Source organism: Aquitalea magnusonii, assembly GCF_003202035.1.
Classification (GTDB): Bacteria; Pseudomonadota; Gammaproteobacteria; order Burkholderiales; family Chromobacteriaceae; genus Aquitalea; species Aquitalea magnusonii.
In genome coordinates this window covers 135,748-162,675 of record NZ_QJKC01000004.1, presented here as the reverse complement: position 1 = coordinate 162,675, position 26,928 = coordinate 135,748, and the positions used below count along the sequence as shown (strand labels likewise).

Sequence of the window (26,928 nt, the reverse complement as noted above, 5' to 3'; positions counted from 1 at the left end):
CCCGGCGCTGCCGCGTTAACGGATTGTTTTAAGACAGATTAGCCGGCAGGCGGTGCTGGCGGTTTGAGATTATTTTTTGTCGCGGCCAACTGTTGTTTTTTTTCATTACGGCGGCGGTACAGGCCCAGTGCCTTGAGCACGATGGCACCACCGCTGACCAGCAGCAGGAAAGCCAGCGGTCCGGCCACCAGCCAGGGAAACAGCAGCACCAGCACGGCCAGCGCCAGCAAGGCCAGGCCGATGGTGAGAAAAGCCGCCGCCTCGCTGGTATCGATGCTGCGGGTGCCGCGTACCACCGCACCCAGCGCATCGCCGATGCGTGCCGCCTGGCGCGCCGCGGCACTGGCACTGCTGCGTGCAGCATGGCTGGCCGCCGGCAGCAGGAAGGAGGGGGGCTGGCGCTGGCGCGGCTGGGTCAGTACCGGTGTGCGCTTGTGGCCGCTGAGCACCACCTCGGTGGACTGCTGCAGATCCTGCAGAAAGCGCGCAGCCAGTTCACCGGCCACTGTTTCATCTTCGATGGCGACATCGATTTCACGGTTGGCCAGCCAGCTGGAGATATTCAGATTGGTGGAGCCGATGCGTGCCCAGCGGCCATCGGCCACGGCGGTTTTGGCGTGAATCATCGGGCCATTCCATTCGAACACCCGCACGCCGGATTCCAGCAGCGGCCGGTACATGGTGCGCGACACGGTGGCAATCCAGCGGATGTCGCTGGAGCGCGGCACCAGCAGCCGCACATCCACCCCGTCGCGTGCGGCCTGTTTCAGTGCCGACAGATAGGTGCTGGTGCCCATGAAATAGGCATCGGTCAGCCACAGCGTGCGGCGGGCAAAACTGGCAATCAGCATGTCCAGCCGCATCATGTGGGCGGTGGACGGGGTGGTGGCAATCAGGCGGGCGGCAATGGTGCCGCATTCCGCGATGGGGGTGGGAAAATCCAGCCAGTGCGCGTCCAGTGGCGGGCCACAGCTGGCCCAGCTATCGGCAAACGCCGCCAGCGCCTCGGCCAGCAGCGGACCGCGCAGTGCCAGCCCGGTATCGCGCCAGGGGGCGATGCCGGCTTGCGGCTGGCCTTCCCAGCTGGAACTGATGCACAGGCCGGAAATAAACGCGGTTTGCCGGTCCACCACGATCAGCTTGCGATGGTTGCGCCCCAGCAGGGTCAGCCCGCCGGTCAGCGTGGGCGGGTTATAGGCACGCACCTCGGCGCCGGCACTGGCCAGCGGCCGGAAAAATCCGCCCAGGCTGGCTTTCCAGCTGCCAAGCCAATCGTATAGCAGGCATACCTTGACGCCGGCCGCGGCCTTGTCCATCAGCAACTGGCGGATCTCGCGGCCAAAACGGTCGTTGGCCACGATATACATTTCAATGAATACCGACTCTTCCGCTGCGGCAATGGCCTGTTTCCAGGCGGGAAAGTTATCGCTGCTGTCATACAGCAATTGCACACTATTGCCGGCAATCAGTGGCGCACCGGCCGAGCGCGCGAAGGCCTGGTCGGCCAGCTTGCGCACGAAATCCTGGGTTGCCGCTGTAGTGGCATCGCTACGCATATCACCTCGTGAATGTTGTCAGACAATATTCAAAATATGGTGTTTTTCCCGGTTTTGGATAAGGGCGGTACACGACGGAGAAAGTCGTAAATATGAATATGGGTGTCACAAAACTGGAAGAAAAATGTGCATATTTTGCGGGTTTTCCCTGATTTTTCTACAGAAAAACGCAATCAAGCTGTTGAATTTAAACAATTATTGCGCTGCGGAAAAGCAGCTAATAACTGGTTGCAAGGTCAAGCAAGTTGCCCTTAGAATCGATTCACTCGATTCACAATTATAAGCAGGACAAAGCAATGGACAGACAGCGCTGGTTGCAGGGTACCCTGTACCATCCGGATTTCGAGCAGGACAGCTGCGGATTCGGCCTCATCACCCAACTGGACGACAAACCCAGCCACTGGCTGGTGGAAACCGCCATCTCCTCGCTGGCCAAACTGACCCACCGTGGAGCGGTGGCGGCAGACGGCAAGTCGGGCGACGGCTGTGGCCTGCTGTTCCGCAAGCCGGACGGCTTTTTGCGTGAAGTGGCAGCCGAGGCGGATATCGCGCTGAAGGCAGTGTACGCCGCCGGTCTGGTATTCCACCACCCCGACAGTGAAATCGGCGAGCGCAGCCTGCGCCGGCTGAAAGAGTACCTGGAAGCCCAGCAACTGGAAGTGGCAGGTTTCCGCGTGGTGCCCACCGACATCAGCGCCTGTGGTGAAGCCGCACTGGCCAGCCTGCCGGCCATTTCTCAGGTTTTCGTCAACTGTCCTTTCGGGATGGACGAGCTGACTTTCCAGCGTCGCCTGTACATGGGCCGTCGTCAGGCAGAAAAAGCCAACAAGGTGGACGACCCGTCCTTCTACCTGCCCACGCTGTCGCCGCACACCCTGTCCTACAAGGGCCTGGTGACGCCGGAAAACCTGCCCAAGTTCTTCCTGGACCTGAACGACCCACGTTTTGAATCCAGTCTGGCGGTATTCCACCAGCGCTTCTCCACCAATACCTGGCCGCAATGGAAGCTGGCACAGCCTTTCCGTTTCCTGGCGCACAACGGTGAAATCAACACCGTGCAGGGCAACCGTTACTGGGCGCGTGCCCGCGAGCGCATCATGGCCTCGCCGCACCTGGACATGGACGCCGTGCGTCCCATCGTGCAGACCGACGGTTCGGACTCCATGAGCCTGGACAATATGCTGGAAGGCCTGCTGATGGGCGGCATTCCGCTGTTCCGTGCGCTGCGTCTGCTGGTACCGCCGGCCTGGCAGAACGTCGACTCCACCGACAAGGACCTGCGCGCCTTCTACGAATACAACTCCATGCACATGGAGCCGTGGGATGGCCCGGCCGGCATCGTGCTGACCGATGGCCGCTACGCTGCCTGCATGCTGGACCGCAACGGCCTGCGCCCGGCGCGCTGGGTGCTGACCCGCGACAATATCCTGACCATCGCCTCCGAAGTGGGCGTGTGGGACTACAAGCCGGAAGATGTCGTCCGCAAGGGCCGCGTCAAGCCCGGTCAGCTGTTTGCTGCCGACCTGGCGACCGGCGAGCTGCTGATGCCGGAAGACATCGACGCCATGCTCAAGAGCGCCAAGCCTTACCGTCAGTGGATCAAGGACAGCGCCAAGTATCTGGAACTGTCGATCGAGGACGATGCCGGCATCGAGGCGGTGAGCAAGGAAGAGCTGTCCCGTCTGCAAAAGCTGTACAACTTCAGCTTTGAAGAACGCGACCAGATCCTGCGCGTCCTGGCCGAAGACGGTCAGGAAGCCGTTGGCTCCATGGGCGATGACACCCCGATGGCGGTGCTCAGCCAGAAAGTGCGCTCGCCGTTTGACTACCTGCGCCAGCAATTTGCCCAGGTGACCAACCCGCCGATCGACCCCATCCGCGAAGCGGTGGTGATGTCGCTCAACAGCGTGTTTGGCCCGGAACGCAATATGTTTGAAGAGAGCGCCGAACACGCCAAGCGTCTGGAAGTGCGCTCGCCGGTGCTGTCGCACGAAAAATTCATCCGCGTCACCACCCGGCCGGAACCGTATCTGAAGGCCACCACTTTCGACCTGTGCTACGACCCGAAGGAAAGCTCGCTCAAGCAGGCCATCGAAAAGCTGTGCCAGCACGTGATCGAAGCCGTACAAGAGGGTACGGTGATCGTGGTGCTGTCCGACCGCATCATCACCCAGGGTCGTCTGCCCATCCATGCGCTGTTTGCCACTGGTGCGGTACACCATGCGCTGATTGAAAGCGGTCTGCGCTGCAAGACCAACATCCTGCTGGAAACCGGCACTGTGCGCGACGCGCACCAGATGGCCTGTGTCATCGGTTATGGTGCCACCGCGGTTTATCCTTACCTGGCTTACCAGAGCATCATCGACCTGGTGAACAGCGGTGTGGTCAACTGCAAGATCAACGAAGCGCTGCAGCACTACCGCAAGGGCATCAACAAGGGCCTGCTGAAAGTGCTGTCCAAGATGGGGATTTCCACCATCGCTTCCTATCGCGGTGCCCAGCTGTTTGAAGCCGTCGGCATCCACAAGGACGTGGTGGACCTGTGCCTGAAGGGCACCGTGTCGCGCGTTTCCGGGGCCAGCTTCGAGGACTTCGAGGACGACCAGCAACAACTGCTGCGTTTTGCCTTCAACCCGATGCGCCCGATTTCGCAAGGCGGCCTGCTCAAGTACGTGCACGGCGAGGAATACCACGCCTACAACCCGGACGTGGTGCAGCTGCTGCAAAAAGCGGTACAGAACGACGACTACCAGGCCTACCAGCAATACGCCGACACGGTGAACACCCGTCCGGTGGCCATGCTGCGTGACCTGATGAAGGTGAAACTGGCCGAGCAGCCGATCTCCATCGACGAAGTCGAGCCGATCGAAGCCATTCTCAAGCGTTTCGACTCCGCCGGCATGTCGCTGGGTGCGTTGTCGCCGGAAGCCCACGAGGCACTGGCAACCGCCATGAACCGTCTGGGTGGCCGTTCCAACTCCGGTGAGGGTGGCGAAGATGCTTCGCGCTATGGCACCGAGCGCATGTCCAAGATCAAGCAGGTGGCCTCCGGCCGCTTTGGTGTCACCCCGCATTACCTGGTGAATGCCGAAGTGCTGCAGATCAAGGTAGCCCAGGGCGCCAAGCCGGGTGAGGGTGGCCAGCTGCCGGGCGACAAGGTGACCGGCCTGATTGCTCGCCTGCGTCACGCCAAGGAAGGCATCAGCCTGATTTCGCCGCCGCCGCACCACGATATTTACTCCATCGAAGACCTGGCCCAGCTGATCTTCGACCTGAAGCAGGTCAACCCGACCGCGCTGGTATCGGTGAAGCTGGTGGCCGAGCCGGGCGTGGGCACCATTGCCGCCGGTGTGGCCAAGGCCTATGCCGACCTGATCACCATCTCCGGTTACGACGGTGGTACCGGTGCCTCGCCGCTGACCTCGGTGAAATACGCTGGTTCGCCGTGGGAACTGGGCCTGTCCGAAGCCCAGCAAGTACTGCGTGCCAACGGCCTGCGTGGCCGGGTACGGGTGCAGACCGACGGTGGTCTGAAAACCGGCCTGGACGTGATCAAGGCAGCCATCCTCGGTGCAGAAAGCTTCGGCTTCGGTACCGGCCCGATGGTGGCGCTGGGCTGCAAATACCTGCGTATCTGCCACCTGAACAACTGCGCCACCGGCGTGGCTACTCAGGAAATCAAGCTGCGCTCCAAGTACTTCCTCGGCCTGCCGGAAATGGTGATGAACTACTTCCTGTTCATTGCCCGCGAAACCCGCGAATGGATGGCCAAGCTGGGCGTACGCAGCATGGAAGAGCTGATCGGCCGCATGGACCTGATGGAACTGCTGGAAGGCGAAACCACCAAGCAAGCCAAGCTGGACCTGTCGCCGCTGCTGTCGCAAGGCACGGTGCCGGACGATGTGCCGCGCTTCTGCATCAGCGACAGCAACCCGTCCTTCGACAAGGGCGAGCTGGCCGAGCAGATCCTGGCCGATGCCCTGCCTGCCATCCATAACAAGCAGATGCTGGAACTGTCCTACCCGATCGAGAACATCCACCGTTCCATCGGTGCCCGCCTGTCCGGCGAAATCGCCCGCGTGCACGGCGCCGCTGGCCTGCCGTTTGGCTGCCTCAAGGTCAAGTTCAACGGTAGCGCCGGTCAGAGCTTTGGCGTGTGGAACGCGCCTGGCCTGCACCTGGAACTGGAAGGCGATGCCAACGACTACGTCGGCAAGGGCATGGCCGGTGGCCGCGTCACCATCTACCCGCCGAAGAATGCGGCGTACGACAGCGGCGAAGCCATCATCATCGGCAATACCTGCCTGTATGGCGCCACCGGTGGCCAGCTGTTTGCCGCCGGTGTGGCCGGCGAGCGCTTCGGTGTGCGTAACTCCGGCGCGCTGGCGGTCATCGAAGGTGCGGGCGACCACTGCTGCGAATACATGACCGGTGGTACCGTCATCGTGCTGGGTGAAACCGGCTACAACTTCGGTGCCGGCATGACCGGTGGTTTCGCCTTCGTCTACGACCCGGGCGAGCGCTTTGCCTACCGCTACAACAATGAACTGGTCGACATTCACCTGATCAACGGCGAAGCAATGGGCATGTACCGTGCCTTCCTGCTGGAGAAGATTGCCAAGCATGTCGAGCTGACCGGCTCCGAAACCGGCCGTGCCATGCTGCAAAACTTCGACGACTACGTGGACTACTTCTGGCTGGTGAAGCCGAAGGCCGCCACGTTGGACAGCCTGCTCAAGGATTGACGATCAAGGGCGGGGCGTGCTGCCCCGCCGCAATGGAAACAACAGGGCCTGCCGCCATTTACAAGGCCGGGTCCGCAGTCAGGAAACGATCATGAGTGACGTATTCCAGTTCATGAAGCTCTCCCGCAACCCCGGCGAAAAAGTCGAAGCCGCGGTGCGCAAGATTGAGTTCAAGGAAATTTATCAACCGCTGCACAAGGTGGACGCTGCCGACCAGGCCGGGCGCTGCCTGTCCTGTGGCAACCCCTATTGCGAATGGGAATGCCCGGTACACAACTACATTCCCAACTGGCTGAAGCTGGTGACCGAAGGCAAGCTGTTCGAAGCCGCCGAAATGTCGCACAAGACCAACAGCCTGCCGGAAATCTGCGGCCGTGTATGCCCGCAAGACCGCCTGTGTGAAGGCTCCTGCACGCTGAATCAGGGTGGTTTCGGTGCCGTGACCATCGGCAGCATCGAAAAATACATCACTGACGAAGCCTATAAAGCTGGCTGGCGTCCGGACATGTCCAAGGTGATCTGGAGCGACAAGAAAGTCGCCGTCATCGGTGCCGGCCCGGCAGGCCTTGCCTGTGCCGACGTCTTGGTACGCAACGGCGTGAAGCCGGTGGTATACGACCGCTACGAAGAAATCGGCGGCCTGCTCACCTTCGGCATTCCGGAATTCAAGCTGGAAAAGGCCGTCGTGCAGCGCCGTCGCGAAATCATGCAAGGCATGGGCGTGGAATTCGTGCTGAATACCGAAATCGGCAAGGACATCGAAATCGAAGCCCTGCTGGAACAGTACGATGCCGTATTCATGGGCATGGGTGCCTACAAGTACATGAAGGGTGGCTTTGCCGGTGAAGACCTGCCGGGCGTGCTGGAAGCACTGCCTTATCTGGTCAACAATGTGCGCCAGTGCATGGAAACCCTGCCCGCAGGCGAGCCAGCCATCTCCATGGCCGGCAAGCGTGTGGTGGTGCTGGGTGGTGGCGACACCGCCATGGACTGCAACCGCACTGCCATCCGTCAGGGTGCCAAGCGCGTCACCTGCGCCTATCGCCGTGACGAGGCAAACATGCCGGGCTCCAAGCGCGAAGTGGCCAACGCCAAGGAAGAGGGCGTGGAATTCCGCTGGAACAGCCAGCCGGTAGGCATCGAACAACTGCCCAATGGCGCGCTGGCGGTGATCCTGGCCGAAACCCGCCTGGGTGAGCCGGATGCCCGTGGCCGTCGCAATGCCGAAATCGTACCGGGCAGCGAAGAGCGCATCGAGTGCGACCACGTCATCATCGCCTTCGGCTTCCAGGTGGAAGCAGCCAGCTGGTTTGACCGCGCCGGCATCAGCAGCCAGCCCAATGGCCGCACCATTGCCTCGGAAAAGTCCAGGTTCAAGTACCAGACCAGCCACGCCAAGATCTTCGCCGGTGGCGACCAGGTACGCGGTGCCGACCTGGTGGTACGTGCCGTGTTCGAAGGTCGTCAGGCAGCGGAAGGTATCCTGAGCTATCTGCAGGTGTGGTAAGCAGGGGTAGCCTGAGCGCTTGAGTAAAGAAGCCCGCCGACTGGCGGGCTTTTTTCATGAATCATGCGATAATTGCCAGCTGAATAGATATCGGCTGAACCTCCAGGCTCCGGAACCATATGAAAATCAGATTAGGACCACTGCACGCAAAGCGTAGAGCCATGTTTGGCAAATTGGCCTTATGGCTGTTGAAGCGTGCCCCAGCTCCGGTATTCAAGCCGGAGTCCATCAGGAAAGTCCTCTTTCTGAGAGACAATGACAAGTTTGGTGATCTGATCGTATCCACCATCGCTATTCGGGAACTCAAACTGGCGGGAAAACAGGTCGATGTGATAGCAGGTTTGCGCAATGCCGAGTTGCTGAAATTGAATCCACATGTAGATCAACTGCATGTACATAACGACAAGCTGTTCTCGGTGATCAAACTTGCCTTGCAATTGCGTAAAGAAAAGTATGATCTGCTGATTGACCTCAGGAATGAAGTTCCAACTTATAAGGATATTGTCCTGATGAGTTGGAGCAAGGTTCGGCATGTTATTGGCTTTAATCGTGAATTATACCCGGTGTTTGATGTCAATTTGAAAGAAGATTTCAGTTTGAATCAGCATGCTGCCTGGCGGAACTTTGCTTTGCTGGAGGCATTGCATATCGATTGCAAGCATTGCAACAGACATTATGATGTTCATATTGATTCTGTTGAAGAAGGCAAAGTACAAACCTATCTCAAAAATCTGCCTAAGCAGCGAACCTTGCTAATCAATCTAAAAGGTGAAGGGCCATACCGGCGGCTGGATCAAGCGCAACTGGATGCTATTCTTGCCTACATGCAGGGGAATTATGCTGATTGGAATATCGTACTGACTGCAAAGCCGGAGGATCTGGCTGGCATTAGTACAATTGGTATGCAGAAATCTCCATTTAGAACCTATTTTGCTGCAGTGGCATTGGTAAAATATGCTGATGTGGTTATTTCGCCAGATACCTCCATCGTTCATGCAGCAGCTGCATTCGACAAACCGCTGCTAGGACTGTATGAAAAAGACAGAACGTCAACTTATTTGAATAGCCGAGCTTGGGGGCCAAATAACCAAAATGCTGTTGTTGTTCAGTCAAGTGAATTTTCGGTTTACTCAATTCCATTGCCAGCCTTGGTCGAGGGGCTGGCCCAGGTCATGAATAATAATTTTCCACATATCAATGAGAGAAAAATTTCATATGATATGGCTGAAATAAAAAATTAAGAGGATTGCATGTTTAGTCATTTCAATGCTAATGCTTGGGTGAATTCTCGATGGCATGGCTCATTGGTTATCCTGTTGTCGTTTCTATTTGTTGCCACTTGCAGTGTTTCACACACCGTCGCATTACGCTATGTATTGCAAGCCTGTTTACTGTTACTTGCGCTACCTTTGGTTGCTGGTAGTATGCCTGTTATACGTACAGCCAAGTATCCCATCATGTTTCTTGGCTTATTCATGGCATATGCAACATTACATACTTTGTTTCTTAGTTACTGGCCAGATATTTCGAGAGCAGAATTACGTAGCCAGTTGGGCATCGCTGTATTGTGGTTTTCCATCGGAATGGTTTTGTTCCGGGTCTCGCGCAAGTTTTCGATTGTTGACGTCGTCATCGCCGGTGGCGTTGCACTGGCGATGACCGAGTTTTGCATCGAAGCCTACAAATACCTCACAACTGGTACCTGGCCGTACCGAGAAACATTTTCCACTCCCACGTATCTTGAGTTCACCTTCCTGATCAACTTCGTGTTGGCCTTTGTCGTCGCCACCCTGTGTTTTGGTCATTGGGGCCGGCAAAGGGTCAGCCGTATCAGCAAACCATGGTTGCTGGCCATTCTGGCTTTGTTCGTGTTTGTCAGCCTGCATGCTGCTGCCCGTAACGGCATGATAGGCATGGTCTACCTGAGCTTTTCCATGTTGCTGTTATATTCCATTTTCCAGGGTGTGAAGCACGGCTGGGCTAAGCTATTACTGATCTGGCTGGTGGTGATTTCCAGCCTTGGTGGGCTGGTCACTTATGCCATCAAGAAAGACAGTAGAAATTTGGCATTTTCAGAGTCAGTTGCAGCTGGATGGGATTACAAACATTACCCTGCATGGACTGGTATTGGCCCACTACCATTGATGTCCAATGGTGAGCCAATGGACGACTCTGCCTTTAAGCGCGTAGCCTGGATTCACAGCGGTCTGGACATGATTGCCAGCCATCCCCTTGGGTTTGGCTTCATGCGCGAAGTATTTGCCCAGGCGGCCACCAGCATGGGCATCAAGAATAATCTGGGGCATGCGCATAGCGGTTTCATTGACCTGGGTGTAGCCTTGGGTGTTCCCGGTATCGTACTGTGGTTGCTGTTTTGCGGCAGCCTGTTTTTCACCGGCTATAGGCGCTTCCGCTATCAACAGGATGTTCGCGGACTGATGCTGATGCTGATGGTGTGTGGTTTCCTGGGACGCATGCTCAACGAAAGCATCTTCCGCGATCACATGTTGCAGTTGTTGTTGTTTGTAGCTGGGGCCTTGCTTGCCGAATTGGCCCATGAAAATTACTCAGGCGCAGTCGATACTGCCAAGTAAATATTGTAAGCAACTATTTCATCGCACATGATTAGTCATTTTGGCTTTTTTTGCCATGCTTTGCAAGTACCATGACTCCCTGAGTAAGTGTTTATAAACTGTTATCTGATTCTAAGCATACTTCATTGCACATTTCAGGTAGGCTGGTGACAAGTAGTTGGTGATACTGTATTGCATCAAGTGTGATGGGTTGAATACTGATTTAGCCAAAAGTTCAGAATTTACTTCTTTTGGATTCATACATTCCTATAGGTTTGAAGAGCTCTTTCATCATTATATGTCATCAGTTGCATGGTAAAGTATTCTGTGTGATTTTGTAGGGCGGCGAATGAAATTTATTTGTAGGCATCTTTTTATGATGCATTTGCACTTCTTATTGTGGTGGCTTGCCGTTTTATAACTGTATTATTTTATGTTGTGCTAAATGGTATGACTATTCACCGATTAGTGAATAGGGTCTAATTGTGCGGCAGTGATGTATTGTCCGTGGTTATTGACTTGATTGGGTCATTTTATTTGGACATGCCGCATCTTTGACATTGCTTGATATGTGTTAAGATTAAAGTTGATATTTTTTATCTTCCACTCTGTTTTTGGAGTCATTTAAATGAAGGCAGTATTGCTAGCTGGTGGTTTGGGGACCAGAATTTCCGAAGAGACTCATCTCAAACCTAAACCAATGATTGAGATCGGCGGTCGCCCAATCCTTTGGCATATCATGAAAATGTACTCTGCGCATGGTATTAATGATTTTGTTGTGTGTTGCGGTTATAAGGGTTATGTCATCAAAGAGTACTTTGCAAACTACTTCTTGCATATGTCAGATGTTACATTTGATATGCGTAGCAATGAAATGCAAGTGCATCAGAATAACGCCGAATCCTGGAGGGTGACGCTTGTGGATACTGGTGAAAGTACCATGACAGGTGGGCGTCTACGCCGTGTGGCTCAGTATGTAGGTGATGAAGATTTCTGCTTTACCTATGGTGATGGTGTTGGTACGGTTGATATTCGTGCATCCATTGAGTTTCACAAAGCTCACGGCAAGCAAGCTACTGTAACCGCTGTCCAGCCACCTGGCCGGTTTGGGGCGTTGGAAATCAACGGGAGTAGCGTCAATAGTTTTATGGAAAAACCGACTGGTGACGGTGCTTACATCAATGGTGGTTTTTTTGTCCTGTCGCCAAAGGTAATCAGTCTTATAGACGACGACACTACCATCTGGGAGCGCCAACCTCTAGAAGCGTTGGCACGCTCAGGTCAGCTGCAAGCCTTCAAGCATGATGGTTTCTGGCAGCCTATGGATACCCTGCGGGACAAGCAGCACCTGGAAGAACTGTGGAATAGTGGTAAGGCACCGTGGAAGGTGTGGGAATGACCCCCGAGTTCTGGCAAGGCAAGCGTGTTTTACTGACTGGGCATACCGGATTCAAAGGTAGCTGGATGTCCTTGTGGCTTCAGTCGCTTGGTGCTGAACTGCATGGATTCGCTTTATCACCACTCAGCTCTCCATCCTTGTTCGAAACCGCTGGACTAATGCACGGTATGCGTTCCGAGATCGGAGATATCCGTGATTACGACCATGTGTTGCGCGTAGTTCAGGATTTTCAGCCTGAAATTGTCATCCACATGGCGGCCCAGCCTCTTGTGCGTTATTCCTACAGGCATCCGATAGAAACATACGCCACCAACGTGATGGGAACCGTGCATCTTCTTGAAGCAACTCGGCAGGTTGGTAGCGCCAAGGTGATTGTCAACATCACGACAGACAAGTGCTACGAAAACCGTGAGTGGGTATGGGGGTATCGTGAAGATGAGCCTATGGGCGGGCATGATCCATACAGCAGTAGCAAAGCTTGTGCAGAACTGGTCAGCTCTGCCTATCGCCGTTCCTTCATGCAAGAGGCGGGCATTTCACTAGCAACAGTCCGTGCTGGTAATGTGATTGGTGGCGGTGACTGGGCTGAAGATCGTCTGGTTCCCGATATGCTGCGGGCCTTTGAAAAAGGATTGCCTGTAGTTATTCGCAATCCGCTTTCTACTCGCCCTTGGCAGCATGTACTAGAGCCGCTTTCCGGATACCTAGATTTGGCAGAAAGGCTCTGGCACGAGCCTTTGGCTTTTGCTGAAGGATGGAATTTCGGTCCCAAAGACGAAGATGCCAAACCGGTAGAATGGATTGTGTCCAAGTTGTGCGACAAATGGGGTAGCGGCGCTAGCTGGCGCTTAGATGATGCTGCTCAGCCGCACGAAGCTGGTTTTCTAAAACTGGACATTTCCAAAGCCCGCCATCTGCTTGGTTGGGGCCCTCGTTGGTCATTGGAGCAGGCGCTGGAAAAGATTGTTTTGTGGCACAAGGCCTGGCTGGCAGGTGAGGACATGCGTCAACTGTGTTTGCAACAAATCCATGAATATCAAAAAACTCCCATTAAGTATTAAGAGTGTGAATCAATGACGGATACCAAAATTCTTCGTGAGAAAATCAGCCAACTGGTGGCTGAATACGCCGAGCAAGCGCTGGCGGCAAAACCTTTTGTACCAGGACAGACCGTTGTGCCGCCGTCCGGCAAGCTTATCGGGGCTGAGGAGCTGCAAATGATGGTGGAGGCCTCGCTGGACGGTTGGCTGACGACTGGCCGCTTCAACGACGAATTCGAGCGTAAGCTTGCTGAGTTTTACGGTGTCAAATATCTTATTACCGTTAACTCTGGCTCTTCGGCCAACCTTGTTGCTTTTAGTACGCTCACATCACCCAAGCTGGGCGAAAGAGCTATCCGCCCAGGTGACGAAGTCATCGGTGTGGCCGCAGGCTTTCCCACTACCGTAAACCCGATCATCCAGTTCGGCGCAATTCCTGTATTTGTCGATGTGGAGCTCGGTACTTACAACATTGATGCCAGCAAGATAGAAGCTGCCATCAGTTCGAAAACCAAAGCCATCATGCTAGCCCACACCTTGGGCAATCCGTACAACTTGGAAGTCATCTCCGCGCTGTGCAAGAAGTACAATCTGTGGCTGGTGGAGGACTGCTGCGACGCACTGGGCTCCACTTACGATGGCAAGATGGTTGGTACATTCGGCGATATCGGTACTGTTAGCTTCTATCCGGCCCACCACATCACCATGGGCGAAGGTGGTGCAGTATTCACCAATAATGAAGAACTGAAGAAAATCGCGGAAAGTTTCCGCGATTGGGGCCGTGATTGCTATTGCGCACCAGGCCGCGACAATACCTGTGGCAAGCGTTTCTGCCAGAAACTGGGCAGCCTACCGGAAGGCTACGATCACAAGTACACTTATAGCCATCTTGGTTACAACCTCAAGATCACGGACATGCAAGCGGCCTGCGGTTTGGCACAGCTGGCCAAGGCTCCTGAGTTTGTACAAAAGCGCAAGGACAACTTCGCCTACCTCAAGACTCGCCTTCGTAGCTGTGAAGAGTTCCTCATTTTGCCAGAGGCTACTGAAAAGTCTGATCCTTCCTGGTTTGGCTTTCCGATCACGCTTCGTGAAAATGCACCAGTTTCTCGCGTGGAATTACTGCAGTACCTTGATCAATATCGCATAGGCACCCGTTTACTGTTTGCGGGCAATCTGACACGTCAGCCTTATATGATAGGTCGAAATTACCGTGTTGTGGGTGAGTTGACTAATACAGACATCGTCATGAACAACACCTTCTGGATTGGAGTCCAACCAGCATTGACCGAAGAAATGCTGGATTGGGCGGCTACCAAAATTGAGGCCTTTTTAGGTGTTAATTTTTGATTAAGTCTATGGTGGCCAGCCTTAATAGGCTGGCTAAGAAAAAAGGTATTTCGACCGAAGAGCTCCTCCGCTATGTACTTGTTGGAGGAGGTAATACCATTTTTGCTTATGTATTCACTGTGGTGGTCTACTATCTATTTCAGCAAAAATTTCACATCGTACTAATTGTTATCTTTACTAACATTGTGTGTATTACAGTATCATTTTTCACAAACAAATTTCTTGTGTTTAGAAGTAAGTCGCACTGGTTTTTAGAGTATTTGCGCTGCTATGTCGTATATGGAGGTAGTACTGTTCTTGGAATCGCGGGGCTATGGCTGTTGGTAAGTCAGATTGGAATCCCATTCTGGATTGCACAGGCTGGTCTTATGGTGATTAGTGTCGTTTTTTCGTATGTCGGTCACCGAAAATTTACATTTAAGAGCGTAAGATCATGAGCAATAAAAAAATTGTTAGCATCGTTGCAGGTTGTTATAACGAAGTGGACAATGTTGAAGAGTTGACTAGGCGAGTTGGGCTGGCTATGAGTCAGTTCCCAGAATTGGACTATGAAATAATTCTGATTGATAATGACAGTGTCGATGGTACTGATTTAAAAATAAAGCAGCTATGTGAGGCGGATAAACGGATAAAGGCAATTTTCAACGTCCGCAATTTTGGGCATATACGTTCACCATATCACGCTTTGCTTCAGGCCCAAGGTGATGCCGTGATCGGCATGGCTTCAGACCTGGAGGATCCGCCGGAGCTAATTGTTGATTTTGTCAATAATTGGTTGAAAGGCAGTAAAATAGTCATTGGGGTTCGCCGATCGCATCAGGAAAAAGGACTTACGCCTTATTTGAGGAAATTATATTACTCGCTGATTACTAGGATATCAGAAGTCGATCAAGTGAGGAACTTTACCGGTTTTGGCCTTTACGATAAAAAGGTAATGGATATTTTACGTGATATGCAGGATCCTTACCCATATTTTCGTGGGTTGATCTGCGAGATTGGCTATCCACGCGTGGAAGTCCCTTTTGATAAGCCATTGAGAAGATCAGGGCTATCAAAAGGAAATTTCTTTGTTTATCTTGATAGTGCTTTGCTTGGGGTGGTAAATCACTCCAAAGCTCCTTTACGTCTCGCAACCATTATTGGTGGCTCCATGAGTGGCTTGAGCTTCATGCTTGGGGTTTATTATCTGGTGCGGAAACTTATTGCGTGGGATGATTTTCAAGTAGGTTTTGCACCTCTTGCAATAGCATTATTTTTCTTTCTAGGTGTTTTATTTTTCCTTGTTGGAATGTTAGGTGAGTACATTGGCCTTCTGGTGACGCATACGGTTAAACGACCGATGGTTGTCGAGCGGGAACGCGTCAATTTCGAATAAATAGCTATGAATACATCAATTCCTGCCGGTTTTTCTCTTTTTAAACAAGATTTGAATGAAATCATTCAGAAAACGAGTGATGTTCACCATGATTTTGAAAACGGTAATGTCTTTATTACCGGCGCTAGTGGTTTCTTTGGCATATGGTTAGTTGAAGCGTTCCTTTGGATAGCACGTGAGCGGCGGATGAATCTGACGGTTACTGTGCTACTTCGTGATACTGCCAAATTTTTTGCACGCTATCCTCATCTTCGTGGCAATGATGCGCTGCGGTGGGTGGAGGGTGATCTCGATGATTTCAAGTTTCCTGATCAGCCTGTCAGTCATATCATTCATGCTGCGTCTGTACCCAATCTTGGCGGGTATGATGATTGGGCGAGTGAACATATATGCGCTGGCGTAATTGGTATGGGCCGGGTTCTGAAATTGGCCGCAGAAAAACAGGTCCGAGCGTTGCTTGTTACGAGCTCCGGTGGTGTCTATACCTCGGTGCTTGAATACCAGAGTGAAAGTGGCTTTGTCGAAGAAGTTGACAGCATGGCAGCGTTGACGAGTGAGAAGGTTGTCTACGGTCAGACCAAGCGAATGATGGAAATCATGTCTGCGGCAGAGGCAAGAAAACATGGTTTCAAATTGGCCATCGCGCGATGCTTTGCTTTCGTCGGTCCTTATCTACCCATGAATGCCAACTATGCAATTGGCAACTTCATCCGCGATGCCCGTGCGGGTAAGGACATTGTGATCATGGGTGATGGTACTCCACTACGCTCCTATTTGTATGCTGCTGACTTAGCTGCATCCTTGATCCGAATGTTGGTGAAGTCACGCAGTGGCGTGCCATACAATATTGCCGGTAAGGAAGTACTATCCATCAAGGAGCTTGCCCTGCTGGTTGCTCAGTGCCACGATATGCCAACCGAGTCGGTAAAAGTAATGACGCAGGTAATCTCTGGTGCACCGGTAAATAAGTATCTGGCTGACATCGATAAAGCCTCCAAAGAAGGACTGCTTTGTGACTCCACCAGTCTAGTGGATGCCATTACTAGAACAAGCAAATGGCTTGATCAGAAAGCATGATGTCGGTAACCCATTAAGAATATATTTTGAGCAATTGCAATGAAAAATGTTGAGCTCTCCAGAATTTCTGTTAATGCGGAATCCAAAATTTCCGATATCGTCAGCTGTATTCAGAACAGTGGCTCAGTAGCGTGCTGTCTTTACTACAATAATGAAGGAAAATTCGAGAATATATTCACTGATGGTGATGTACGTCGTGCCTTCTTGGCTGGGCGAGGGCTGGCCGACTCTGCACAGGAAGTACTCAAGATCAAGCAAGCGAGTAGCAGATCAAAGCCGATTACTGCTAACGAAGATGCTACGGAAGATACACGACGTGACTTGTTTACCGAGCATAGCTTACGACAGCTAGTGCTGGTAGATCAGCTTGGAGATCCGGTAGACGTAATTGGTGCTGATTATCTTTGCCATGAGTATGATTTCCAGAAGAAGAATTTTTCAGCCATTGTCATGGCGGGTGGCTTCGGTACGCGCATGCGACCTTTTACTGACACCACTCCCAAACCGATGCTGAAAGTGAATGGGCGTCCAATTCTGGAAATTAGCATCATGAAAATGATCGAGTTCGGTGTACGTAAGTTTTACATCACTACGCACTATCTACCGGAGAAGATCATGGAGCACTTTGGCGATGGTAGCCGCTATGGTGTCGAAATTAAATATATCAATGAAGACACTCCTTTAGGTACCGGTGGTGCATTGGCTCTGGTAGATCAACCAGATGAGCATATGTTGGTTTTCAATGGTGATATTCTCACCAATCTGAATGTACGAATGTTTTTTGCAGATCATATGCGAACCAATGCTTGTATGACTATTGCTTCCACTCAGTACCATGTTGAAGTTCCATTCGGTGTAATCGCTGAAGAGGATGGTGTGGTTGCGAAGATTGATGAGAAGCCGGTCTACAAGTTCATGGTTAATAGCGGAATGTATTTCCTATCGCGTGAGGTTTTCCAATATTTGCCAGCATCAGAAAAATTTAATATGACCGATGTGGCTGAGTGTTTGATCGAAAAAGGGAAAAAAGTATCCTGTTTCCCAATTTTTGAGCATTGGTTGGATGTAGGTCGCCCTAGTGATTATGATATCGCGGCAACAATTTTCGAGTGAGCCTACGAGGCTAGCTTTCATTGCGGATCACCTTGCTGAGTAATTAAATTGCTAACCTTAAAAAGGCTGCCCTTAGTTTTTTTTCTACTGTTTTTCTCTTGTTACTTTTCTTTGAGTAATCCAGGATATTTTTGGGATGACTGGGTCTGGATTTTTAAAGGAAAAGAGGAGGCTATTCGTATTGGGCGCGAGCTCGGAATCTGGTGGGGTGGGTATGCTACTTATGCGATAAATAGTCTGCCTAATCCTGCACTGGCTATACGGTGGTTCGTTTTTGTATTTTGGGGAGCCGCCTCTGTATTGGTGGCCAAGTTTTTTCGGCGCGAAGAATGGGTTAATGCTCCAATGGCTTTTGTTTTGGCACTGTTGCATGCCATTACGCCTGTTGCCTTGGTTCGGTATCAAACAAGTGTAGCTTTTTATTGTTTGTATATCGCTTGCTTCTGGTTTGGAGCGTTGATTTTTTCTAAAAATCGTACTCTGTACTTAAGGTTAATTTCATTACCTTTTTTCTTTTTCTCTTTTTACCTTAATTCATTGCTGGTTGTCTATGCGTTGTTGCTGGCATATTTTTTCTTTCGCTATCCATTGGGCTCTAGGCTACAGATTACGAATTGCAAGAGCTTGTGGGCTTTACTCAGAAAGAATGCCGATGGTGTGCAGGTTGCTTTTTGGGCTGAGTTGTTCATCTTCTTAAGATCAAATGCAGCTTTCGTTTTGCTTCCGATTGTTTTTTATGTATTGAAATGGGTAACGACACAACATTCTCAAATGTATGCTGATTATAATGCGATTCAATTTTCAGATTTGATTTGGAATGCATTTAAAATTTTGCCGACCTTTTTTAAGGCCGTGCGCGATCTTCTTGCTGTCGCTTTTTTTGGTAGTACTACTAAAGGCTTGGTTATTGCTTTTGCCATCAGCTATTCTTTGCTAATGCTTGCTTTTCAGGGGAAAGAGCTGCTGCTTCGTCATGCTGGAAAGTCAATAGCATTGGCGTGTATGGGGATTGTTTTTGGCTGCTTCGCCATTTTACCTTACGTACTGGTAGGCAAGCCACCCGTACTTACAAGTTATTATGAAGGTCGTCATATTTTACCTGGACTGCCTGCAGTTTTGCTTTTTTTGCTTGGTTGTATTAGCACTGGTCTGGCTTTTGTCCGGCATGAGCGCGTTCGTGTCCAATCGGGCTATGTCATCATTTCCTGCTTGTTTGCGTCATTTTCAATGACATCCATGTTTATTGGTGCTGACGTGTGGCGGGACTGGATGCGTCAAGATGCAATATCTGGCTATATAAGAAATAATGCAAAAGAATTTCATGATGTTGGGACCTTTATTATAGTTGATCACACCTCGGGGTATCGTGTAGGTAAGCGAAATATATGGAATTATGAATACACCGGTAATATCATTTACGCCAGAGGCGGAAAAAATAGTCTTGGGGTTGGTGTGAATGAATACCGTCATTGGGGCAATAATCTAATGTTGATTCACGATGCCTCCTATCGTGAGCGTTACAATATTAGCCAATATGTTTTTTCTGCTAGGCATGTCTTTATTGAGATAGACAACGGAAATTATTACCCCAGTCTTGGGACGGTGTTTGCTATTTCAGCATACAGCCTGCTGGGCGAAAAGTGGAAGTCGGAGTCTGGTAAGTTTTTTGAAATTAACTTTCACGAAGAAGCACGGATTTATCCAGTCATGCTGGGAAAGTTACGTTTACTGACAGCTAAGTTGGAAAATTATAAGAAGGTTTATGGTAATTATCCTTTGTCGAATAGGATTGCTGCTCCGGGTAGTGTTTCGTTAATGCGAAATGGCCGTGTCGCACCTATACCGCTTAGTTATGCGGATACTGGTGGAAATGGTTTGGCAGATAAATTTGTGGATATTCCAAACTTCGAGATGGAACCTGGCTTCTTGTATTATTCTAATGGACAGGATTACAAGTTAGTTTACGAAAATGCACCAGATTATAATTATGCGAAAGTGGCGATGACAAAGAATTTGGACCCAAGACATCTTGGGTATGGTTTTTGGACGGTTGGCGCTACGAAATGGTAATTAAGGAAATGAGACATTCTGATGATTCTGTCATTTTTTCGCCTGCCCGGCCTGATATAAAATCACTGACTGGTCTGCGTTTTTTTGCGGCATTTTTTATTTTGCTTAATCATCTTTTACTCGGTTTTGTCTCTAGGGATACCATGTTTTTTGGGCGATTTCTTGCAAATTGCGCTTTTCTTGGGATGGATATTTTTTTTGTTTTGAGTGGATTTATTATTCACTATAATTATAGTGTTAAAATCAATGGTTCGTTAAAAAAATTCTATGCGTTTTTTGTGGCACGTTTTTCTCGGTTGTATCCTTTGTTTTTAGCAACTTTTATTATTGATTTGGTATTGGTTACTCGTGGTGGTGGTGTCCCGTGGCCAGATGTGCTCCGAGTGATTCCTTTTTTTATATCAATGTCCCAGTCTTGGTTTTATCAGTTGGCGAGCACGGGGGCTACTTTTTACTATATTTTTCCGCGCGCAAGTATTACATGGTCTGTTAGTACTGAAATGCTTATGTATGCATTTTATCCATTGTTATGGTACTGGCTTGTAAGAGTGCGTAGTTTTTCTCTGAAAATGACCGGAATTTTAACAATATTCAGCATACTGGTTCTTTCCTCTGCTTTTAGATGCCTGCATACTAATGAGGCATTTTTTGATAGGATTGGAGTCAGTATTTTTGGTGATATTTCTTCTGTTTCACGAAGCCCTGAATTTTCTTTTTCATTTTGGGTTTGGTATGTTTCTCCATACTCAAGGTTGTTGCAGTTTATATGTGGTATTGTCGTCGCGGATTATTGTTTGAAACAATTTGATCGAGTATTGAATCGTTCTGAAACGATCTTTGTTAAAATTGGTAGCTTGCTGTCATTTTTATATGTTTTAGAAACTTTCCTCCCTCAGAAATATGCCTTTCCGCTGTTTGATGAAATTTTCCAACTATTTGGTTATGCCCCCATTGTCTGCTTTTGTATTTATTATTGCTATGTTTGTCCAGTCGGGCATTTCTCCAGGCTTCTTTCCACGAGTTGGTGTGTGAGGCTGGGTGAACGTAGTTACTCTATTTATATTTGGCATATTTATTTTTACGGTTTTGTCTTGATGTTGCCGGGAACGCGGTTCCTGCATGTGGTCATGGCATGGGTAGGTATTTATATTTTTTCAGCGATTTCTTATGAGTGGCTGGAGAAGCCCCTAAGACAGCGCATGCGCAAGTTGTTGTCTTGGGCATGATCTCCTCCCCTTTAGACATGTCATTCGAGGTGGCTATGGCATTTGGCAGTCAAAACAGTGTTTTCATCATCGCCGAGGCGGGCGTCAATCATAACGGCGACCGCGAAATGGCTTTTCGCCTAGTCGATGCAGCAGTATCCGCCGGGGCCGATGCGGTCAAGTTCCAGACATTCAAGACAGAAAAGCTGGTTTCGCGGTCGGCACCGAAAGCGGCATATCAAGCGAAGCAGACTGGTGCCGGGAGCAGTCAGTATGAAATGCTAAAGCAACTGGAGCTTTCGCATGACATCCATCATGAACTGAAGGCCTATTGTGTCAAACGCGGCATCCAGTTTCTTTCCACGGCTTTTGACGAAGGTAGTTTGGACTTCCTTTGTGAAATGGATATGCCGTTTTTCAAAGTACCTTCCGGGGAGCTGACTAACCTTCCGTTGCTGTGGAAATTTGCTCATACTGGCAAACCGTTAGTGGTATCTACTGGAATGGCTACGCTTTCCGAGGTGGAGGCTGCGCTTGCAACCATTTGCCATGCCATTACTCACGAAAGCGAGCCCGCCTCTTTGGGTGAGGTTTGGCGCACTTGGTCTTCGCAAGCAGCGAGAGCAGCGCTTGCAGAACAAGTTGTCTTGCTCCATTGCACTTCGCAGTATCCGACTCCGATGCATGAAGTGAACCTTCGCTCCATGCAAACGCTGGGCAAGGCTTTCGGACTGCGCATTGGTTATTCCGATCATACGGAAGGCACCCTGATCCCGACTGCCGCAGTAGCGCTTGGCGCAGTGGTGATTGAAAAGCACTTCACGCTGGATCGCACATTGCCAGGGCCTGATCACGCCGCATCCCTCGAACCTGCTGAACTGGCCCAGATGGTTGGTGCTATTCGCCAGCTGGAAGTGGCAATGGGAAGTGCAACGAAGGCCCCCAATGATAGTGAGTGGGATACGCGGGCGGCCGTCAGAAAGCAGGTGGTTGCCGCTCGCCCAATCAAGGCGGGGCATCGACTGGAGCGCGACGATCTGGCTACCGCACGGACTGGCGATGGCCTTGGTGCGGAGCACTTGTGGGATCTTGTGGGCAGCACAGCCAAGCTGGATTTGAATGTTGGCGACCATCTGTAGTGTGATGTTGGCGCAATGCGATTTTGACTGGATTGAATGATTATGCAGAAACAAGTTTGTATTCAGGGTCTTGGTTTTGTCGGTGCGGCCATGGCTGTTGCTTGCGCCCAGGCTGGCAAACGCCAGCAGGGAAAGCCTTTATATCAGGTTGTGGGACTGGATCTGGACAGCCCGGTGGGCAGGGAGCGCATACGCAAGCTGAATGAAGGTGTCTTTCCCTTCGGCACCACGGATAATGACCTGATACGTCTGACCGCCGATTCGCATGCAACCGGTAACCTGAACGCTACGTCCGATATCGAACCGTTGCGAACAGCAGACGTGGTTGTAGTGGATGTGCATTTCGATATTGGCGATCTTAGCGGGGACGGCCATCTCAAAACCGGGCCTTTCCTTGAGGCCATCAAGACGCTTGGCCGAAACATTCCGCAAGGATGCCTCGTGATTGTGGAAACGACTGTGCCGCCGGGCACCTGCCGCAACATCGTCAAGCCTGCGCTGGCGCAATGCGCGCTTGAGCGAGGTTTGCCGGAGGATGCGTTTTTACTGGCGCACGCTTATGAGCGGGTGATGCCTGGAGACCAATATCTTGCCTCCATCACGGATTACTGGCGTGTATTCGCCGGCGATACGCCGGCTGCCGCGGATGCCTGCGAAGCCTTCATGTCCACGGTGGTCAACGTGGCGGAGTACCCGCTTACCCGCCTTTCCAATACAACGGCTTCGGAAACTTCCAAAGTTCTGGAAAACAGCTATCGCGCACTGACCATCGCTTTCATGGACGAGTGGGGCAAGTTTGCCGAAAAAGCCGGCGTCGACATGTTCGAAGTCGTGGGCGCCATCCGCAAGCGGCCCACACACAGCAATATCCGCCAGCCGGGTTTCGGCGTGGGGGGCTACTGCCTGACCAAAGATCCCTTGTTCGCCGATCTGGCTGCGAAGGACATATTGGGTCTGGACGGCATCGAGTTCCCCTTGTCGCGGATGGCCGTGCGGATCAACCAGGCCATGCCGCTTCACCCTGTAGACAAGCTGCGGACGCATCTTGGCGGACTGAATGGCGCGAGAGTGCTGCTGGCGGGCGTGTCTTATCGTCAGGATGTGGCGGACACCCGTTATTCTCCCTCCCAGACATTCTATGAGATTGCGGTTGGGGAGGGCGCGGTGGTCATGTGCGCCGATCCATTGTTGAACTATTGGGATGACCTGCAGATTCCGGTGGATGATGCCTTGCCATCGTGCCCTGATGTGGATGCGGTGGTGTTTGCCGTGCCGCACAAGGAATACAAGAAACTGGATCCGGTTGCATGGCTGGACGGGCGCACGCCTTATATTCTGGACAGCAATGATTGCCTCAGCGCCGCTCAGCGCGAAGCCTTTGTGCAAGCGGGTTGCCGGGTCGAATCTGTCGGTCGCGGCTCTTGAGCCGGATTGCCTTATCAAATTTTGAAATTATTCAGGAGCTGACGTGAAAGTACTCATTACTGGCGGTGTAGGTTTTGTTGGCGGCCATCTGGCCCGTTCCCTGGCTTCCGAGGGGCATGATGTAACCTTGCTGGACAACTTCAAGCGGGGTGTGCAGGACCCGTTCATCGAGTCTTGCATCAATGAGTTGGGCGTAAAGGTGCTGAAAGCGGATTTGCTGGATGAATCCACCCTGCAGGATTTGCCGACCGACTTCACGCATGTGTACCATCTGGCGGCCATTATCGGCGTGACCCATGTATTGCAGCGACCTTACGAAGTACTGGCCGACAATACCAAGATGACTGACAACGTTATCCGTCTGTGTCGCCGCCAAGAGAAGCTGCAGCGTTTGCTGTTCAGCTCCACTTCTGAAGTCTACGCTGGCAGTCTGATCCATATGGACATGCCGATTCCGACCCCTGAGACCACCCCGATTGCCCTGACCGGACTGGACCAGCCTCGCACTAGCTACATGCTCTCCAAACTGTACGGCGAAGCCATGTGCAATATGAGCGGCCTGCCGGTTACCAATGTCCGCTTGCATAATGTCTATGGCCCGCGCATGGGAATGTCCCATGTGATTCCGGAGTTGTTGTTCAAGGCGTGGAAGGCGAAAGATGGCGATACGCTGGATGTATTCAGCGTGGACCATCGTCGTACCTTCTGCTACGTCAGCGATGCGGTGCGCATGATTCGTGCGCTGACCGAATCCGAAAGCGCTCTGGGAAAGACTGTCAACATCGGTAATGAATCGCCGGAAATTTCCATCGGCGAGTTGGCCGAAGTAGTGGTAACCACTGTAGATCGCAAGCTCAATCTTGTGCCGCAACCTGCGACACCGGGCTCCCCGTCGCGCCGCTGCCCCAAGACCGGTCTGTTGCAAGACCTGACCGGCGTCAGCGGGGAGGTGTCCTTGCAAGAAGGCGTGCGCCAGACCTTTGACTGGTATCTTGCCAATGTCTTCCAGGGCGGGGTGAGCGCAAAATGATCCCCTTGGCCATTCCGAACCTGGCCGGCAACGAGCGGGCCTATCTCAACGAGTGCATCGACTCCACGTTTGTTTCGACAGTGGGGCCCTTCGTCAACCGGTTTGAACAGATGGTGGGAGAGGCTGCGGGCTACGCATATACCGTTGCCACTTCCGCCGGCACCACAGGGCTTCATGCCGCGTTGATCGCGGTGGGCGTCGAGCCAGGTGACCTCGTGATCATCCCAGGGCTCAGTTTTATCGCCACGGCAAACGCGGTTGCTCACGCGCACGCTCTGCCGTGGATGCTGGATATTGATAGCGAAAGCTGGACGCTGGATCCGCGCCAGCTGGAGAAAGCCTTGCGCGAAGAAACCGCGCGCAATGAGCACGGAGCACTGCTTCATAAGGCAACGGGCAAGCGTGTCGCGGCGATTGTGCCGGTATACACGCTGGGCATGCCGGCCGATATGGATCCCATCGTTGCCCTCGCGCGTGAGTTCCGCTTGCCGGTAGTTGCCGATGGGGCGGCTGCGTTGGGCGCGCGCTACAAGGGCCGCAGCCTTGGCGAGCTGGGCGCAGATCTCACCATGTTCTCATTCAATGGCAACAAGACCGTCACTGCTGGCGGCGGCGGCGCAGTCTCCGGCAATGACGAGGCTCTTGTCAAGCGAGTGCGTCATCTGACTACGACTGCCCGCGTCGGTGCTGATTACGATCACGACATGGTCGGCTTCAACTACCGGATGACTAACATCCAGGCTGCCGTCGGTTGCGCCCAAATGGAGTTGTTGCCTCGCTTTGTTGCACGCAAGCGCGAGATCAGCGCTTTTTACGACAAGCGTTTTGCCGCGCTGCCAGGCGTTTTGCCATTTCCCATGCCGGACTTCGCCGAAAGCGCCTGCTGGTTCGCCGGATTTGTGCTTAAGGAGGGCGATTCGGCAGCGCTGCGAGCCCGCTTGCGCGAGAAGGGCATCGACGCGCGTCCGTTCTGGAAGCCGCTGCATTTTCAGGCTCCCTTTGCCGCTTGTCCGCGTGGCGACTTGTCAGTCAGCGAGAGCATCTGGCAGCGGATCGTAACCTTGCCGTGCTCCACTGGCATCAGTGATGCTGAACTGGAGCAAGTGGCCGCCATCGTGATGGCGGAGGTGGGGTTGTGAGCGATCAAGCCCCTCGCAGGATTTGCTTTGTCACGGCCACCCGCGCCGATTACGGCCATTTGTACTGGGTAATGAAGGCGGTACAGGCAGATGCCGCATTACAGTTGCAGGTGATTGTTACCGGGGCGCACCTGTGCGAGCAGTGGGGCCGGACAGAGCAGGTGGTTGTGCGGGATGGTTTCCCTGTCGATGCACGCATCGAAATGCAGATGGCGGGTGATTCGGGCGTTGGCGTCAGCAAGTCCACCGCTTTGGCCACGATGGGGTTTGCCGAAGCCTATGAGCGCTTGTCTCCGGATCTGGTCGTGCTGTTGGGGGACCGTTATGAGGAGCTGGCAGCCGCGCAGGCCGCTTTGTTCATGCGTGTACCTGTAGCGCACATTCATGGCGGTGAAACCAGTGAGGGTGCGATGGACGAGTCCATTCGCCACGCGGTTACCAAAATGTCGCATGTGCACTTTGCCGCCGCAGAGGCCTACCGGCAGCGCATTCTGCAGATGGGTGAAAATCCGGCGATGGTATTCAATTACGGCGCGCCGGGACTGGACCACTTGCAGCGGACGCCGATGATGTCTCTTGCCGAGCTGGAGCAGGATCTTGGCGTGGCCCTGGCGGAGAAGCCGGTATTTCTCGTCACGTACCATCCCGCCACGCTGGGCGATATGGAGCCGGGCGCTGCAGCTGACGAACTAATGTCGGCGCTCGAAGCTTATCCGGACGCTGCGGTGATTTTCACCGGAGTCAATGCTGATGCCGGCAATGCGGCCATAAGCTCCCGGATTCAGGCCTATGCGGCGCGTTACCCGCAGCGGGTGCGCTTTTTCAACTCGCTGGGGCAGCGGCGATATCTCAGTCTGATGCAGTGTGCCGACGTGGTGATCGGCAACTCCTCCAGCGGGCTGATTGAAGCGCCGGCCGTACGGGTGCCAACGGTCAATATCGGCGACCGTCAAAGGGGCCGATTGAAAGCCTTGTCCGTTATCGATTGTCTCGAGAATGCCGGCGATATCCGACGCGCCATTGATCTTGCCCTGTCCGAGTCGTTTATGGCGGGACTGCCGCAGGATGTTTCGCTCTACGGCAAGGGCGACGCCGCCGTCAGGATTGCGCAAAAACTGAAGACGGTTGGGCTTGATGGCGTTCTCGCCAAGAAATTCTATGACTACATGCCTTCAGGCAACTGAG

The 26,928-nt window shown here is 52.4% G+C and carries 20 protein-coding genes; 19 read left to right on the top strand and 1 reads right to left on the bottom strand.

Annotated features, from left to right (window positions below; all coding sequences use genetic code 11):
* Positions 1-38 precede the first annotated feature (38 nt).
* The gene (locus DFR38_RS05930; RefSeq protein ID WP_110313129.1) at positions 39-1,556 is read right to left on the bottom strand and encodes a phospholipase D-like domain-containing protein; all 1,518 of its coding nucleotides are present in this window, start codon (positions 1,554-1,556) and stop codon (positions 39-41) included.
* 102 nt (positions 1,557-1,658) lie between these two features.
* On the opposite strand from DFR38_RS05930, the gene DFR38_RS21200 reads away from it, so the two are divergent.
* The 19 genes from DFR38_RS21200 to neuC all read left to right on the top strand — a co-directional run bounded on the left by DFR38_RS21200 (position 1,659) and on the right by neuC (position 26,927).
* Complete coding sequence (locus tag DFR38_RS21200) at positions 1,659-1,811, top strand: hypothetical protein (protein WP_158527695.1); 153 nt, start codon at positions 1,659-1,661, stop codon at positions 1,809-1,811.
* Positions 1,812-1,852: 41 nt separating this feature from the next.
* Complete coding sequence (gene gltB / locus DFR38_RS05925) at positions 1,853-6,301, top strand: glutamate synthase large subunit (protein WP_059284763.1); 4,449 nt, start codon at positions 1,853-1,855, stop codon at positions 6,299-6,301.
* A gap of 91 nt (positions 6,302-6,392) precedes the next feature.
* A complete protein-coding gene (locus DFR38_RS05920; RefSeq protein ID WP_110313128.1) occupies positions 6,393-7,808 on the top strand; it encodes an FAD-dependent oxidoreductase in 1,416 nt (471 codons plus the stop codon).
* Positions 7,809-7,969: 161 nt separating this feature from the next.
* Positions 7,970-9,049: a glycosyltransferase family 9 protein gene (locus tag DFR38_RS05915; RefSeq protein ID WP_059284762.1), complete on the top strand. Its 1,080-nt coding sequence runs from the start codon at positions 7,970-7,972 to the stop codon at positions 9,047-9,049.
* A gap of 9 nt (positions 9,050-9,058) precedes the next feature.
* On the top strand, positions 9,059-10,402 hold the full coding sequence (locus DFR38_RS05910) for an O-antigen ligase family protein (RefSeq protein WP_082693280.1): 1,344 nt from the start codon (positions 9,059-9,061) through the stop codon (positions 10,400-10,402).
* Positions 10,403-11,009: 607 nt separating this feature from the next.
* Positions 11,010-11,780 (top strand): glucose-1-phosphate cytidylyltransferase, encoded by a 771-nt coding sequence (rfbF, locus tag DFR38_RS05905; RefSeq protein WP_059284760.1) that lies wholly within the window; start codon positions 11,010-11,012, stop codon positions 11,778-11,780.
* The gene (rfbG, locus tag DFR38_RS05900) at positions 11,777-12,841 is read left to right on the top strand and encodes a CDP-glucose 4,6-dehydratase (RefSeq protein ID WP_059284759.1); all 1,065 of its coding nucleotides are present in this window, start codon (positions 11,777-11,779) and stop codon (positions 12,839-12,841) included. Before rfbF ends, rfbG begins: the two co-directional genes overlap by 4 nt.
* A gap of 12 nt (positions 12,842-12,853) precedes the next feature.
* Entirely contained in the window at positions 12,854-14,170 is a 1,317-nt protein-coding gene (gene rfbH / locus DFR38_RS05895) for a lipopolysaccharide biosynthesis protein RfbH (RefSeq protein WP_110313127.1), read from the top strand.
* Positions 14,171-14,178: 8 nt separating this feature from the next.
* Positions 14,179-14,607, top strand: a complete 429-nt coding sequence (locus tag DFR38_RS21840; protein ID WP_059284758.1) for a GtrA family protein — start codon at positions 14,179-14,181, stop codon at positions 14,605-14,607.
* Positions 14,604-15,545 (top strand): glycosyltransferase family 2 protein, encoded by a 942-nt coding sequence (locus tag DFR38_RS05885; RefSeq protein WP_059284757.1) that lies wholly within the window; start codon positions 14,604-14,606, stop codon positions 15,543-15,545. The genes DFR38_RS21840 and DFR38_RS05885 overlap by 4 nt, the downstream gene beginning before the upstream one ends.
* A 6-nt stretch (positions 15,546-15,551) precedes the next feature.
* Positions 15,552-16,622: an NAD-dependent epimerase/dehydratase family protein gene (locus DFR38_RS05880; protein ID WP_082693279.1), complete on the top strand. Its 1,071-nt coding sequence runs from the start codon at positions 15,552-15,554 to the stop codon at positions 16,620-16,622.
* 39 nt (positions 16,623-16,661) lie between these two features.
* Positions 16,662-17,735: a nucleotidyltransferase family protein gene (locus tag DFR38_RS05875; protein WP_059284754.1), complete on the top strand. Its 1,074-nt coding sequence runs from the start codon at positions 16,662-16,664 to the stop codon at positions 17,733-17,735.
* A gap of 111 nt (positions 17,736-17,846) precedes the next feature.
* Positions 17,847-19,805, top strand: coding sequence for a hypothetical protein (locus tag DFR38_RS20900; protein ID WP_146215923.1), 1,959 nt, complete (start codon positions 17,847-17,849; stop codon positions 19,803-19,805).
* A gap of 8 nt (positions 19,806-19,813) precedes the next feature.
* Positions 19,814-21,031: an acyltransferase family protein gene (locus DFR38_RS05870; protein ID WP_158527694.1), complete on the top strand. Its 1,218-nt coding sequence runs from the start codon at positions 19,814-19,816 to the stop codon at positions 21,029-21,031.
* Positions 21,028-22,149, top strand: coding sequence for an N-acetylneuraminate synthase (gene neuB, locus DFR38_RS05865; RefSeq protein ID WP_199052497.1), 1,122 nt, complete (start codon positions 21,028-21,030; stop codon positions 22,147-22,149). The genes DFR38_RS05870 and neuB overlap by 4 nt, the downstream gene beginning before the upstream one ends.
* Before the next feature lie 42 nt (positions 22,150-22,191).
* Positions 22,192-23,574, top strand: a complete 1,383-nt coding sequence (locus DFR38_RS05860) for a nucleotide sugar dehydrogenase (protein WP_199052496.1) — start codon at positions 22,192-22,194, stop codon at positions 23,572-23,574.
* Positions 23,575-23,617: 43 nt separating this feature from the next.
* Positions 23,618-24,604 carry an NAD-dependent epimerase/dehydratase family protein gene (locus DFR38_RS05855; protein WP_059284751.1) on the top strand — a complete coding sequence of 329 codons (987 nt, stop codon included), beginning with the start codon at positions 23,618-23,620 and terminating at the stop codon, positions 24,602-24,604.
* Positions 24,601-25,743: an aminotransferase class I/II-fold pyridoxal phosphate-dependent enzyme gene (locus tag DFR38_RS05850; protein ID WP_059284750.1), complete on the top strand. Its 1,143-nt coding sequence runs from the start codon at positions 24,601-24,603 to the stop codon at positions 25,741-25,743. The genes DFR38_RS05855 and DFR38_RS05850 overlap by 4 nt, the downstream gene beginning before the upstream one ends.
* Complete coding sequence (gene neuC / locus DFR38_RS05845; protein WP_059284749.1) at positions 25,740-26,927, top strand: UDP-N-acetylglucosamine 2-epimerase; 1,188 nt, start codon at positions 25,740-25,742, stop codon at positions 26,925-26,927. Before DFR38_RS05850 ends, neuC begins: the two co-directional genes overlap by 4 nt.
* Position 26,928 lies beyond the last annotated feature (1 nt).